Source organism: Psychrobacillus sp., assembly GCF_032154225.1.
Taxonomy (GTDB): Bacteria; Bacillota; Bacilli; order Bacillales_A; family Planococcaceae; genus Psychrobacillus.
The window spans coordinates 1-14,107 of record NZ_JALDYF010000012.1; the positions used below are offsets into that span (position 1 = coordinate 1).

Below are 14,107 nucleotides of genomic sequence, written 5' to 3' on the forward strand. Positions count from 1 at the left end.
TCATTAAATGATGTCCAAATTGTTTTGCTGTCCAGTTAACCGAAGTTAATCTTTCTAGCTATATTTCTTAACGTTTTGCATGTTCAGTTTTCAATGTTCATTTTGGTAAGTCGTTTTTTGCGACTTCTCTAATTTATCATCGTGTTGTTGTAGAGTCAAGAAGTTTTTCAAAAAACTTTTTTCATCATTATTTTCAACGCCGTTCTTGACGACGTTTATTATCTTACAATAGAATCAACCAGTATGTCAACAATAAAAATGGGCGAAATAATCGCCCACTTCACAAGTACAACTTATTTTGGCTCTACTTTGTAGTATCTATGCATGATATCAGTGCTTTTCGTTGCTTTTTTTTCAATCATAATAAAACCTTTTTCTATTAAAAACTCAATAAAAACCTCTAAATCCACTGAGTAATTTTTCAATTCCTCTTGTTCATGGATCTCCTGTATTGTCCAATGATCTTTCGTCGCTAACACTTCAAGTATATGATGTGCTCCATCTTTTGTTCGAGAATGAATTAAAAATTCACTGGCCAAGAATAAAAGTTCTAACCTTTTCTCTAAAGATTCCTCACTTGAAACTAACTCATCATACAATTTATAGATGGAGGGATCTAATTGTTTCACTTGTTTCCACACCATCACTTCTGGATGCATTCCATTTTCAAACACAGCTAAACGCGCTAAATGATGAAGAGAATCTACTATTTGATTATATGCATCCAAATAATTCAACTGCTCAAAAAATAATTTACCTTCTAAATAACGTCTAGTTAACTTAGCGAATTCAATCCCCATTCTTATTTTCCTGCCATTGATAGGGAAATCATCTAACTCTCGTCTCATTTCCTCAACAAACTCATTTCGATCAAAAACTACTCTCCCATTAAGTAGCCAATCAACTAACTTAGGGTTCGTTCCTAATAACAACCATTTTCTTAACTGCTTCTCCGAAATAATATGTAAAGCAGCTTTCTGATTATGAAATGTATAATGCTTGGTGAATATTGGTTGTTCCTCGTTCTTTGTTAAAATAAATAAAATAGAATCAAACGTATCCGTAATTGGGCTAACTTCTTCACGCTTTTCTACCCAAATAATTCCTAGCGTATCTGGGTCACTTGCACGTTCTTGATAAATTGGTCTCAATAATGCTTCCAAGATGTTGCCTCCTTTACTTCCTATATATAGACTTTCGACAAGCATTTTCTTTTTCCTTCTATCATTATATAAAAACATTACTTTTTGAAGATATATGATATAGTGTATTTAGAAATTAGGAGGTTAAAAAATGAAACCCTATAAAAACAAAATAAATCGAATTCGTTCCTTTGCATTAGGACTAGTGTTCTTTGGATTCATCATCATGTATGGGGCAATATTCTTTAGAGAAAACCCTATTCTAGTTATCATCTTCATGTCACTCGGATTGATTTCCATTTTTGGAAGCACCGCTGTTTATGCTTGGATTGGTTTATTATCCACCAAAGCTGTACAAGTTGAATGTCCTAATTGTGGCAAGCATACAAAAATATTAGGTCGCGTAGATATGTGTATGTATTGTAAGGAACCATTAACATTGGATCCAACACTTGAAGGGCAAGAATTTGATGAAAAATTAAATAGAAAAAGATCTTAACACTTTGCTTTTTGCAAAGTGTTTTTTTATTAACCTAGTTCATAAAAAAAACGAATAGGGCACTTTTTAAAAAGTGTCCACTATTCGTGGTCCCGCTCAAATTACTATGCTTCGTTTTATTGAACCTTTGTTGCATGTTCTTTACAAGTTGGACATACTCCGTAAATCTCCATACGATGATAACTTACATCAAATCCAGTAAGGTGAGAAGCTAAATGCTCTACTTCATCCAAACCTGGATAATGAAAATCTACTATCTTGCCGCATTTATCACAAATCATATGATAATGATCATTTGTAACAAAATCAAATCTGCTTGAAGAATCTCCATAAGTAAGTTCCTTCACAAGTCCTGCTTCTCTGAAAACACGCAAATTATTGTATACAGTTGCAACACTCATGCTTGGGAATTTACTTTCAAGCGCTTTATATATATCGTCCGCTGTAGGATGTGACATAGATTGGATGATAAATTCCAGTATCGCATGGCGCTGCGGTGTAATACGTACTCCAGTTGTCTTTAAAGTATCTAAAGCATCTCTTAAATGTACTTCCGTCATCGCTATGCACCTCTTTTCATATTTATTATTAGTTTGTAATTGTTACAATAAGTATAATGAAAAAAAGAGTCTACTGTCAAATTTAATAAACCCAAACGACAAACCAAAGTCCCCTAGTATCCCCTTTTCACATCAATGAGATTGTCCAGCTCTATGTTTCCATTCAACCATTTCGTTAAATTATTTGAGAAAATTTCAAGTGCACGCACAACGTATTGAGAAGAGTGACTAGAAACATGCGGGGAAACGATTACATTTTTCATTGCCCAAAATGGATGCCCTGCTCCTAATGGTTCTTTTTCGAATACGTCCAATACTGCAAATGAAATACATTCCTCTTGGAGCGCGCGAAGAAGTTCGTCTTCTTTGACGACATCTCCTCTTCCAAAATTCATAAAAATAGCCGTTCGCTTCATACACTGAAAATGCTCATACGTTAATAAGCCCTTTGTTTGTTCTGTACTAGGTAAAATAGAAATGACAATATCCGCTTTCGGAAGCACATCTTTAAGTTCTTCAAAAGAAATCATTTCATTCATATCGTCAGATATTTTTCCACTTCGATTACAGCCAATTGTCTGTACACCAAATGCTTGGAGAATTCTCCCTACTTCACCACCAATTGCTCCTGGTCCTATTAATAACGCTGTTGATCCAAAAAGCTCGGAAGATTGGATTCGATTAGTCCACTCGCCTTTTCTTTGATTGTCAGCAATTACTGAAAGTGATTTTTTAATGGAAAGGATATGCCCCAAAATGGATTCGGCCATCGGTATTTTGTGAATCCCTCTTACATTCGTCACTACGATTCCTCGATGAGCAATTTCGTTTAAAGGCATCTTCTCTAAACCGGCCGAAGCAACCATTATCCACTTCAAGTTAGTTGCAGTTTCAATATGAGAAGCTTGTAAATCCTCTCCATAAGTTACTAACACGTCCGCAGTTTTTAAGGCGTCTACGTCTAAAGGCTTTTGAAAGTTAAACTGAATAGCTGGAAAGCTTTCGATTAGAGCTGTTTGTTGTTCTAATTTTGGTAAAAAAGAAAATAATATTTTCATCCGTCATTCTCCAGTACTCGTAATTATTTTTAGTGTTTCTAAAGCATCTTCGACATGTCCTTTCGTTTTTACTTTGCGCCACTCTTTCACAATTGTGCCTGTTGGATCTATTAAAAAAGTAGATCGCTCAATGCCCATATACTCTTTGCCGAAGTTTTTTTTCAATTTCCATACACCATATGCTTCTGATACTTCATGTGCATCATCTACTAACAGTGAAAATGGTAGCCCGTGCTTCTCTATAAATTTAGTATGCTGTTTCTCACTATCTGCACTTACACCTAATATTACGGCATTTAAATTTTGAAAAGCTTCATATGAATCTCGGAAGTCACATGCTTCCGTTGTGCATGTTGGAGTCGCATCCTTTGGGTAGAAGTATAAAACAACATATTTTTTTGCTGCAAAATCTTCTAGCGATACTATTTCTCCAGCTTCATTTTTTAATGAAAACTTTGGTGCGATCATTCCTTCAAGTGTTTGCATGTTGCAACCTCCTCTATTTCTACTTCTATCGTACCGAATATAATGTTTAGATTCAATTTTCTTTAGCCTTTTCAGCCATTATTGTCTACAATAGATACAGACAAAACATGCGGAGGTATTTCAAAATGAAAAGAACTATGTCAGAACAAATACATGCAGATGCATTAGAACATATCGTAGGTGGGGTTAACAGTCCATCCCGATCATATAAAGCGGTTGGTGGTGGCTCTCCAACTGTAATGGAAAGAGCGGAAGGCGCTTATTTTTATGATGTCGATGGCAATAAATACATAGACTATTTAGCGGCATACGGTCCTATCATTACTGGGCATGCTCATCCTCATATTACAGCAGCACTTACTAAAGCAGCACAAACGGGTTTATTGTATGGGGCACCAACAAGACATGAAGTGACATTTGCTAAAATGTTAAAAGAAGCAATTCCATCTATGGATAAAGTTCGCTTTGTTAATTCTGGAACTGAAGCTGTCATGACAACAATACGCGTAGCTCGTGCGTACACTGGCAGAGTAAAAGTGATGAAATTTGCTGGGTGTTATCATGGTCATTCCGATTTAGTATTAGTTGCAGCAGGTTCAGGTCCTGCAACTCTTGGAATACCGGATTCAGCAGGCGTACCACAATCGATTGCAAAAGAAGTAATCACGATCCCTTTTAACGATCCACAAGCATTTGAAGAAGCAATGGAAAAATGGGGAGAAGAACTAGCATGTATTTTAGTAGAACCGATTGTTGGAAACTTCGGAATGGTTGAACCAAACGAAGGCTTCTTACCACTTGTGCATAAGCTAGCAAAAGAAAAAGGAGCACTTATTGTCTATGATGAAGTAATTACTGCTTTCCGTTTCCATTACGGTGCTGCATCAACTATGTTAAATGAAACACCTGACTTAACAGCATTAGGCAAAATTATTGGTGGCGGCCTTCCAATCGGAGCATATGGTGGAAAAAAAGAAATTATGGAACAAGTAGCACCATTAGGTCCTGCATATCAAGCGGGAACTATGGCTGGTAATCCTGCGTCTATACAAGCGGGTATTGCTTGTCTTGAATTATTACAACAACCAGGAGTATACGAGGAACTTGACAGACTCGGTGCTATATTAGAAGCTGGTATACTCGCAGCTGCAAAAAAACATGCTGTTACAATTACAATTAATCGTATTAAAGGTGCGCTATCTGTATACTTTACCGATATAAAGGTAGAAAACTATGAACAGGCAGAAGCAACGGATGGAGAATTATTCGCTAAATTCTTTAAGCTAATGCTTGCACAAGGTGTTAACCTTGCTCCATCTAAATACGAGGCTTGGTTCATTACTACTGCGCATACGGATCAAGATATTCAAGATACACTTCTTGCAGTGGATCATGCATTTGCTCATCTAAATGACTAATTCACTTTAGATAGGTAAGAAAGGACAGATTTATTTATGAAACTAGGAGCTCGAATTATCAAAACTGGAGTAGCCATTGTTTTTGCATTATTTGTTGCAGATATTTTGCAGCTCCCTAGTCCTGTTTTTGCAGGGATTGCCGCTATTTTCGCTATTCAACCTTCTATTTACAGGTCGTATTTGACCGTTATAGAACAAATACAGTCTAATCTTATTGGAGCTGCGATTGCAGTAATATTTGCTTTAATGTTTGGCAATCATATCGTAATCGTAGGCTTTGCTGCGATTGTTGCAATTTCGATTATGATTAAATTCAAGCTCGAAAAGACAATTTCATTAGCATTAGTAACTGTTATTGCGATTATGGAAATACAAAGCGATGATTTTTTAACTTTTGCCCTAATACGTTTTGCTACTATACTCGTAGGTGTTATTGCAGCATTTATCGTGAATTTTGCATTCATGCCTCCTAAATACGAAACAAGACTGTTTAGCTCTATTCACTACACACAAGACGAAGTAATTCGGTGGATACGCATTGCAGTCAGACATGCTTCCGACCATAACTCTACCAAGCTTGCTATCGGGCAAATAAAAGATCGACTCATTCGAATTGATCAGCTTTACTTACTTTTCAAAGAAGAGCGTGGATATTCGAAAAAGTCTCGATTCACTAAGGGAAGAAAACTTGTTGTCTATCGCGAACTGATTTCATCTTCTTATAGGAGCATAGACGTTTTACAAAGACTACATTTGCATGAAAATGAACTAATGAAGCTTCCACAACATTTTCGAATGATGATCAAAGAGCGTATAGATGCATTACTAACTTATCACGAGCAGTTGCATTTGAAATTCATCGGTAAGTTAAAACCAGAACATATGGAATGGAATAATTCTGAAGCGTTTATGCAGAGGCAGGAAGTTATGGATATATTCGTCCAACAAATTGCTTTAACAGAAACGGATGAAGATTTTTCCACTTACCATTTATTGCATTTATTATCTTCTATATTGGAATACGAAGAACAACTTGAACATTTAGATACACTAATCACATCATATATTAACTTTCATGGAACAGAATTAACTGTACAAATAGAAGAAACTTCATATTAAAAAACGAGCCTCCTATAATTAGGAGGCTCGTTTTTACTATGACAAAATCAGTTTTTCATTCGAGGATCTAGTGCATCCCGAAGACCATCGCCCATCAAGTTAAATCCTAGCACTGTTAACATTATTGCAAGACCTGGGAAAATCATTGTCCACGGTGCATTACGTAAATACATACGTGCATCCGCTAGCATTTTGCCCCACTCAGGAGCTGGTGCTTGTGCGCCAAGGCCAAGAAATCCAAGTGCTGCTGCTTCAATTATCGCAGAAGCAATAGCTAAAGTTCCTGCTACAATTACTGGTGCCATTGAATTCGGAAGAATATGAGAAAATAAAATTCGCACATCCCTCATTCCGATTGCTTTCGCAGACGTAATATACTCTTCCTCTTTAATACTCAATACTTTCGAGCGGATTAATCGTCCAAAGTTTGGAACATTAATAATAGCAATTGCGATTAAAGCATTTCGTAAAGATGGTCCTAATACAGACACAACCGCAATAGCTAGTAAAATACTTGGGAAAGCTAGCATTATATCAAAAATCCTTGAAATAATTGTATCTACCCATTTACCATAATAACCAGCTACTATTCCTAAAATACTTCCTACAACTACAGATCCAATAACTGAGAAAAATCCAACTCCCAATGATATTCTTGCTCCATGAATGATACGTGAAAAAATATCACGACCAAAGTCGTCCGTACCGAACCAATACATACTAGATGGTGGCTTTAAACGATCTTTTAAAAGCTGATCATTAATCCCTTGTGGTGCAAAAAATGGACCCCAAATCGCTAAAAATATGAAGAACAAGACAATCCCTGCTCCAACCAGCGCTACTTTGTTTTTACGAAAGCCTCGCCATGCATCTAGCCAAGGACCGGTCGACTTATCTTTGATCACAACTGTTTCTTTTGTCGAGTTCGGAACCATTTCGGACATGCTCATTCCTCCTTTTAGTCGTATTTGATCCGCGGATCTATAAGACCATATAATATATCCACAAATAAATTAATCATAACGAAGATAAATGCAACAATTAAAATTCCTGATTGGATTACTGGATAGTCACGGAATTGAATAGCGTCATAAATATATCTTCCGATACCAGGCCATCCAAATATCGTTTCAGTTAAAATTGCTCCACCTAGTAATAATCCCATTTGAAGACCGATAACAGTCAATACAGGAATAATTGCATTTTTCAATGCATGCTTGTATACAACCCAAAACATTTTTTGTCCTTTAGCTCTTGCAGTACGAACATAATCAGCACGCATTACTTCTAGCATACTTGATCTTGTCATACGAGCAATTATAGCCATTGGAATTGTTCCAAGTGCAATTCCCGGCAATACTAAATGCTTCAGCACTTGTCCTAACTGATCAAATCTACCGTTCAAAATAGTATCGATTACATATAGGTTGGTGACCGCTTCAACTGGATTCCGGACCTCTTCACGACCCGTTGTTGGGAACCATTGAAGTTCGATACCGAAAATCCATTGTTCCATTAACCCTAACCAAAAGATTGGCATCGAAACACCGATTAAAGCTAAAATCATTGCTAAGTAATCGAACCAAGAATTTTGGAACCAAGCAGAGATAATTCCCGCATTCACTCCGATTATTACAGCGACAATAATTGCAAATAAAGCTAACTCAAATGTTGCTGCTAAATAAGGCCAGACTTCTTTGGCAACCGGCTGCATCGTTCTCATTGACTCCCCTAAGTCTCCTTTAAGAAGTCCAAGTAGGTAATCAAAATATTGCGTATACCAAGGATTGTCTAATCCAAGCTTTGCTCGTAATGCTTCTATCGCTTCCTTGGATGCAAGCTGTCCTAAAATAACTTGCGCTGGATCACCAGGAATTGCACGGATAATCATAAATACGACAAATGTCATGCCGAGCAAAACGGGGATTAATTGTAATAACCTTTTTCCGATATAGTGAAGCATTGTCTTCACCTCTCCATCTAATACTTAATATTGCTGTTGCATTTTGAAAACAAAGAAAAGGGAGAAATCACGAAGACTTCTCCCCCACAAGCTTATTACTTAAAGTCAACGTTAGTTAATTTGTCAGATCCAGTTGGATGTGGTAAGAAACCAGTAATATCCGCTTTACCTGCAAGTAATGGAGTTGAGTGAGCAAGTGGTACCCAAGGTGCATCTGCATGTACGATTTCTTGAGCTTGCTTATACAATTCATTACGCTTATCTTCGTCAACTTCTGTTTGTGCTTCGATTAGGATTTTGTGTAAGTCTTTGTTGTCATAATATGTGTAGTTATTACTTCCGATATTATCTCCGTCAAGTAATACGTAGATGAAGTTATCTGCATCTCCGTTATCACCTGTCCAACCTAACATAAATGCATCTGCTTCTCCGTTTTTAGCTTTTTCTAAATAAGTAGCCCACTCGTAAGAAACGATTTTTGCTTTAATACCAACATCTGCTAAGTTCTTTTGAATAACTTCTGCAACTTTTGTTCCATCTGGCATATATGGACGTGGAACTGGCATTGCCCATAGTTCCATTTCAAAGCCATCTGCAAGTCCTGCTTCAGCTAACAGTTCTTTTGCTTTTTCAGGGTTATATTCATAACCTGGAATATCATCATTGTAACCACTGATTGCTGGTGGCATCGGATTTTTCGCCATTTCAGCGCGTCCTTCGAAGAAAGCATCAATGATAGATTGTTTGTCAATTGCATAATTCATCGCTTGACGTACTTTTACATTGTCGAACGGAGGACGAGTAACTGTTAAACCAAGGTATCCAACGTTCATAGATGGACGTTCAAATAATTGTAAGCTTGACTCTCCTTCTACTGTTACACCATCGGCAGGGTTAACACCGTCTGCTAAATCAATTTCGCCAGTAAGTAATGCATTTAAACGAGCTGAGTTATCCGGAATCGCACGGAAAACGATTTTATCAAGTTTTGGAAGACCATCAACCCAATAACCGTCGAACTTTTCAATAGTGATTGAATCATTACGTTTCCATTCTACAAATTTGAATGGTCCAGTACCTACTGGATTATCACTAAATTTATCGCCAGCTGCTTCAAATGCAGTTGGACTCGCGATTCCAAATGGACTCATAGCGATATTTTTTAAGAAAGGTGCTTGTGCGCGTTTTAATGTGATAACAACTTTGTTATCTCCATCTGCAGTAACAGATGAGATTACATGACCTTCATCGTCTTTAAATCCACCAAACATAGAAGCATAGTACGGGAATTTATCTTCCGACCCATTTGCCCAACGTTCGAAGTTTTTCACAACAGCTTCTGCATTTAAGTCTGTACCGTCGTGGAATTTAACCCCTTCTTGAAGGGTAAATGTGTAAGTAAGACCATCTTCAGATGCTGCCCACTCTTTCGCTAAACCTGGGTTAATCGTTGTATCTTGTTCACCAAAGTTTAATAAAGTTTCAAAAAGGTTTTGTGTAACTTTGAATGACTCGCCATCTGTTGAAGCGATAGGATCTAGGAATACTGAGTCCCCTCCTCGACCGAAGATAAGAACTTTCTCTTCTCCTTGTTCTGTTGCTCCTTCAGTTGTAGTTCCTTCTGTTTCTTTATCTGTGCCTGATTCTTTTTCTCCGCCTGTTTCCTTCTCAGAAGAACATGCAGCTAGGACTACAGTTAAAGCTACTAACATCATTAATAAAAATGACCATATTTTCTTTTTCCCCAAATTGACCCCTCCAAAATTATTTATTATCAATGCTGCACTTGCTCATTATATAAATGGCAGGCAACAAAATGACCAGGTTTTACTTCTTCAAGCTTTGGTACAATTGTTGTACAGCTATCCATTTTAAATGGACATCTTGTATGGAATGTACAACCAGTTGGTGGATTCGAAGGACTCGGAATATCTCCTTCTAATATAATTTGTTCCCTCCTAAACTCTGGGTCAGGAACTGGTACAGCCGACAGTAATGCTTTTGTATATGGATGAAGTGGCTCTGCATAGAGAGACTCACTAGTTGATAGCTCAACCATTTTTCCTAAATACATAACACCAACACGATCACTAATATGTCGAACAACTCCAAGATCATGTGCGATGAAAATGTAGGTAAGCTTTAACTCTTTCTGTAAATCTTGCATAAGATTCAGAACTTGTGCTTGAATTGAAACGTCTAATGCAGACACTGGTTCGTCCGCTATAATTAGCTTTGGATTCGTCATCAATGCTCGGGCAATGCCAATACGTTGACGTTGCCCCCCACTAAATTGATGTGGATATCTTTTTGCATGATAGCTGCTTAAACCAACAATCTCCAAAAACTCATGTACTTTCTTTTTACGACTTTTCGCATCACCTATGTTATGCACGATAAGAGGTTCTGTTAAAATTTTCTCTATTGTATGTCGTGGATTTAAAGATGCATATGGATCTTGAAAAACCATTTGAATTTCTCTTCTAGCTTTTCGCATTTCTGCTTTAGAAATATCCGTTAACTCTTTTCCATCAAAATATACTTTTCCTTCTGTTGGCTCTAGTAATCTCATAAGCATTCGACCAGTAGTAGATTTCCCACAGCCAGACTCGCCTACAATACCAAGTGTTTCTCCTTCATTAACGAAAAAGGAAACGTCATCTACTGCTTTCACATAACCACTTTGTCTTCCTAGTAAGCCTTTATGAATTGGAAAGTACTTTTTTAAACCTTCAACTTTCAACAGCGGCTCTGTCATGAGTTGTTACCTCCTTTTCATCGTATAAGAAACATCTTGTTTGATGACCTTTGGATGTTTGATATAATGGAGGATTTTCCTCAGTACATCGACCAAATGCGGATTCGCAACGAGCTGCAAATCGACATCCTAGTTTTATCGTTCCAGGTTTAGGTACACTTCCTTGGATGGAGTATAGACGCTGCTTTTTATAACGCATATCTGGTACGGATGCGATTAACCCTTTTGTATAAGGATGTTCGGGATTATTGAAAATCGTTTCTACAGTACCTTCCTCAACCACTTTACCGGCGTACATTACAACAACTCGTTCACAAGTTTCAGCAACAACCCCTAAATCATGTGTGATTAAAAGAACCGCTGTATTTAAACGTTCATTAAGTTCTCGCATTAGTTTTAATATTTGTGCTTGAATCGTTACATCTAGCGCAGTTGTTGGTTCATCTGCTATCAACACTTGAGGTTCACATACTAGTGCCATTGCAATCATGACACGCTGTCTCATACCTCCAGAGAGCTGGTGCGGATATTCCTTCATCAATTCCTCTGCTCTTGGCAATCCGACTAACTTCATCATTTCTACCGCTCTTGCATGTGCTTGTTTTTTGCTCCAGTCTTTTTTATGTAATGTAACCGCTTCGGTAAGTTGATTTCCTATTGTGAATAAAGGATTCAATGATGTCATCGGTTCTTGAAATATCATTGCTACATCGTTACCACGAACTTTACGCATTTCTCTTTCGGAAAGCTTCGTCAAATCTTTTCCTTTGAATAAAATTTGACCATTTGTAATTTTGCCAGGTGGACTAGGAACGAGTCCCATAATCGAAAGTGACGTAACACTTTTACCGCAACCCGACTCCCCTACAATACCTAGTATTTCGCCTTCTTTAATATTAAAGTCAACATAATCAACGGATGCTATAACTCCATCATCTGTGAAAAAAGAAGTTTGAAGGTCTTTGACTTCCAAAATTACTTTACGCTCTGTCATGTTGTTCCCCCTCTTCACAAAAATCTAAAAATTCTATTTTATTTGAATATTATATTAGTTATTTTACACAAGATTCGATTATTTGCAATACTTAAATAAAAAGGTCATACGTCTTTCATCATACATAGCATCCAATTTTTTCTGTATTTTCATGCAAGAATACAAGTTTCCATTCATCTCCTGTATATACTAAAAAAACGCTCTGATAGTCTAAAAATGACTAATAGAGCGCTTTTCTTTAATTGTCTAATCCCAATTGTTGTACTTGAAATAATTTATGATATACACCTTTACTGTCCATTAATTCTTTATGAGTTCCCATTTCAACAAGCTCTCCATGATCGATTACGAATATTTTATCCGCATGTGTAATCGTTGAAAGTCGATGAGCTACGATCATTGTTGTACGATTCGAAGCTAAACGTTCTAAAGAATCTTGGATTAACGCTTCACTCTCTAAATCTAATGCGGAGGTTGCTTCATCTAGAACTAAAACAGTCGGATTTTTCAAAAATACTCGTGCAATTGCAACACGCTGTTTTTGACCACCAGAAAGTTTCACTCCTCTTTCTCCAACCTTTGTATCGTATCCTTCCGGCAATTCCATTATAAATTCATGCGCATTAGCTGCTTTTGCTGCTGCAATTACTTCTTCATCAGTAGCATCCGGATTTCCCATTAATATATTCGATTTCACTGAATCACTAAACAAAATATTATCTTGTAAAACTAAACCAATATGGCTTCTTAATGATTCTATTGTTAAATCCCGTATATCTTTTCCATCAATTAACACACTGCCACTTGTTACATCATAAAACCTTGGTATCAAGCTAATGATTGTGGATTTCCCTCCACCACTCATCCCAACAAATGCAACCGTTTCTCCTGCGTTTACTTCAAAATCTATTTGATTAAGTATCGTATTTCCATCTTTTTCGTATTGGAATGAAACATTCGAAAAAGTAATTTTTCCAGTTGCATGCTCTAATTTTTCTGCCCCATCTTTATCAACAATATCATATTTTTCATCCATTAATTCGAATACGCGGTCCATAGATGCAAACGATTGCGTTAGCGTTGTAGATGAATTAACTAAACGTCTTAAAGGACTGTATAAGCGTTCGATATATGCGATGAATGCTGCCATAGTACCGACGGATAATCTTCCATTAACCGCTTCATATCCTGCATAAGCAATAACTAATAATGGAGCGATATCTGTAATTGTATTAACAACTGCAAATGCTTTAGCATTCCAAACAGTTTGATCGATAGCTTTGTCTAAAAATTCTTCATTGGCATCGTTAAATAATTTTTGTTCATGCTTTTCTAATGTAAATGTCTTTATAATACTCATGCCTTGTACACGTTCATGTAAATAACTTTGTACACCAGCTAATGCTTGCGATCTTTTTTTCGTTAAATCACGAAGCTTGCCGAAAAAGTATTTCACACTAAAAGCATAAAAAGGAAAAGCGATTAATGTTACGAGCGTTAGTTTAACGTTCATCGTCAGCATAATACCGATTGCAATTAGTATCGTTGCTAAATCTAACCAAACATTCATAAGTCCAATCATGACAAAGTTTTTCGTCTGCTCGACATCATTAATCACTCTGGAAATAACTTCTCCAGCTCGTGTATTTGAATAATATTTTAAGCTTAGCTTTTGTAGATGCATGTAAAGCTTTTCACGAATATCATACAATATTTTATTGCTTACTAATTGTGCTAAATATTGTCTGTAATACTCAATTGGTGGGCGCATAATCAAAAAGATTAATGCAGTTCCTCCAAGCCAATAAAATAATTGCTTTATCTTTTCATCCGACGTTAAATCAGGTGCTCCTATAATGTCGTCAATGACTATTTTAATAAGGAGTGGTATGAATAAAGGAATGGCGAATTTAATAATACCAATGATAAGTGTTAAAAATATTTGAAAATTGTACGGTTTAACAAATTGCATATATCGTTTCATCGAGCCCATTGAATTACTTCCTTTCAAAATAAGAAAAGCGCAAGCGCTTTTAAGTACATATTCACCTTACTTAGTTGTTTTCCAAAGCTTACCGCTACGCCTTTCTGCGGGCGTAGCATTTTGCCT

General features: G+C 36.8%; 13 protein-coding genes. 3 read left to right on the top strand and 10 right to left on the bottom strand.

The genetic code is table 11. From position 1 onward, the window contains the following. Positions 1-293 precede the first annotated feature (293 nt). Positions 294-1,163 carry a nucleotidyltransferase-like protein gene (locus tag RUH95_RS14605; RefSeq protein ID WP_313893627.1) on the bottom strand — a complete coding sequence of 290 codons (870 nt, stop codon included), beginning with the start codon at positions 1,161-1,163 and terminating at the stop codon, positions 294-296. A 130-nt stretch (positions 1,164-1,293) separates the two neighbouring features. Here RUH95_RS14605 and RUH95_RS14610 point away from each other — a divergent pair, with 130 nt between their 5' ends. Continuing rightward, positions 1,294-1,641, top strand: coding sequence for a YgzB family protein (locus tag RUH95_RS14610; protein WP_313893628.1), 348 nt, complete (start codon positions 1,294-1,296; stop codon positions 1,639-1,641). 116 nt (positions 1,642-1,757) lie between these two features. Here RUH95_RS14610 and perR read toward each other — a convergent pair whose 3' ends face one another. The 3 genes from perR to bcp all read right to left on the bottom strand — a co-directional run bounded on the left by perR (position 1,758) and on the right by bcp (position 3,745). Further along, positions 1,758-2,201: a peroxide-responsive transcriptional repressor PerR gene (gene perR / locus RUH95_RS14615; RefSeq protein ID WP_313893629.1), complete on the bottom strand. Its 444-nt coding sequence runs from the start codon at positions 2,199-2,201 to the stop codon at positions 1,758-1,760. Positions 2,202-2,314: 113 nt separating this feature from the next. Beyond that, a complete protein-coding gene (locus RUH95_RS14620) occupies positions 2,315-3,259 on the bottom strand; it encodes a D-2-hydroxyacid dehydrogenase (protein WP_313893630.1) in 945 nt (314 codons plus the stop codon). 3 nt (positions 3,260-3,262) lie between these two features. Then, positions 3,263-3,745, bottom strand: a complete 483-nt coding sequence (bcp, locus tag RUH95_RS14625; protein ID WP_313893631.1) for a thioredoxin-dependent thiol peroxidase — start codon at positions 3,743-3,745, stop codon at positions 3,263-3,265. Positions 3,746-3,870: 125 nt separating this feature from the next. Here bcp and RUH95_RS14630 point away from each other — a divergent pair, with 125 nt between their 5' ends. Together RUH95_RS14630 and RUH95_RS14635 are read left to right on the top strand one after the other, a co-directional pair. Continuing rightward, positions 3,871-5,163: a glutamate-1-semialdehyde 2,1-aminomutase gene (locus RUH95_RS14630; RefSeq protein WP_313893632.1), complete on the top strand. Its 1,293-nt coding sequence runs from the start codon at positions 3,871-3,873 to the stop codon at positions 5,161-5,163. A gap of 36 nt (positions 5,164-5,199) precedes the next feature. Next, complete coding sequence (locus RUH95_RS14635) at positions 5,200-6,282, top strand: FUSC family protein (RefSeq protein ID WP_313893633.1); 1,083 nt, start codon at positions 5,200-5,202, stop codon at positions 6,280-6,282. A 47-nt stretch (positions 6,283-6,329) separates the two neighbouring features. Here the strand turns inward: RUH95_RS14635 and nikC are convergent, their stop codons facing one another. From nikC to RUH95_RS14665, 6 genes are all read right to left on the bottom strand, one after another. Beyond that, positions 6,330-7,226, bottom strand: coding sequence for a nickel transporter permease (nikC, locus tag RUH95_RS14640; protein ID WP_313893634.1), 897 nt, complete (start codon positions 7,224-7,226; stop codon positions 6,330-6,332). Between the two features lie 14 nt (positions 7,227-7,240). Next, entirely contained in the window at positions 7,241-8,245 is a 1,005-nt protein-coding gene (locus RUH95_RS14645) for an ABC transporter permease (RefSeq protein WP_313893635.1), read from the bottom strand. A 95-nt stretch (positions 8,246-8,340) separates the two neighbouring features. Next, on the bottom strand, positions 8,341-9,993 hold the full coding sequence (locus RUH95_RS14650) for an ABC transporter substrate-binding protein (protein ID WP_313893636.1): 1,653 nt from the start codon (positions 9,991-9,993) through the stop codon (positions 8,341-8,343). Between the two features lie 26 nt (positions 9,994-10,019). Beyond that, on the bottom strand, positions 10,020-11,003 hold the full coding sequence (locus RUH95_RS14655; RefSeq protein WP_313893637.1) for an ABC transporter ATP-binding protein: 984 nt from the start codon (positions 11,001-11,003) through the stop codon (positions 10,020-10,022). After that, entirely contained in the window at positions 10,978-11,997 is a 1,020-nt protein-coding gene (locus tag RUH95_RS14660) for an ABC transporter ATP-binding protein (protein ID WP_313893638.1), read from the bottom strand. Before RUH95_RS14660 ends, RUH95_RS14655 begins: the two co-directional genes overlap by 26 nt. A gap of 238 nt (positions 11,998-12,235) precedes the next feature. Next, positions 12,236-13,990, bottom strand: a complete 1,755-nt coding sequence (locus RUH95_RS14665) for an ABC transporter ATP-binding protein (RefSeq protein WP_313893639.1) — start codon at positions 13,988-13,990, stop codon at positions 12,236-12,238. Positions 13,991-14,107: the final 117 nt, after the last annotated feature.

What these genes read in the sequence shown, in the direction of transcription:
- RUH95_RS14610 (WP_313893628.1), top strand. Translation starts at nt 1,294, where the DNA reads ATGAAACCCTATAAAAACAAAATAAATCGAATTCGTTCCTTTGCATTA.
- perR (WP_313893629.1), bottom strand. Translation starts at nt 2,201, where the DNA reads ATGACGGAAGTACATTTAAGAGATGCTTTAGATACTTTAAAGACAACT.
- RUH95_RS14620 (WP_313893630.1), bottom strand. Translation starts at nt 3,259, where the DNA reads ATGAAAATATTATTTTCTTTTTTACCAAAATTAGAACAACAAACAGCT.
- bcp (WP_313893631.1), bottom strand. Translation starts at nt 3,745, where the DNA reads ATGCAAACACTTGAAGGAATGATCGCACCAAAGTTTTCATTAAAAAAT.
- RUH95_RS14630 (WP_313893632.1), top strand. Translation starts at nt 3,871, where the DNA reads ATGAAAAGAACTATGTCAGAACAAATACATGCAGATGCATTAGAACAT.
- RUH95_RS14635 (WP_313893633.1), top strand. Translation starts at nt 5,200, where the DNA reads ATGAAACTAGGAGCTCGAATTATCAAAACTGGAGTAGCCATTGTTTTT.
- nikC (WP_313893634.1), bottom strand. Translation starts at nt 7,226, where the DNA reads ATGTCCGAAATGGTTCCGAACTCGACAAAAGAAACAGTTGTGATCAAA.
- RUH95_RS14645 (WP_313893635.1), bottom strand. Translation starts at nt 8,245, where the DNA reads ATGCTTCACTATATCGGAAAAAGGTTATTACAATTAATCCCCGTTTTG.
- RUH95_RS14655 (WP_313893637.1), bottom strand. Translation starts at nt 11,003, where the DNA reads ATGACAGAGCCGCTGTTGAAAGTTGAAGGTTTAAAAAAGTACTTTCCA.
- RUH95_RS14660 (WP_313893638.1), bottom strand. Translation starts at nt 11,997, where the DNA reads ATGACAGAGCGTAAAGTAATTTTGGAAGTCAAAGACCTTCAAACTTCT.
- RUH95_RS14665 (WP_313893639.1), bottom strand. Translation starts at nt 13,990, where the DNA reads ATGGGCTCGATGAAACGATATATGCAATTTGTTAAACCGTACAATTTT.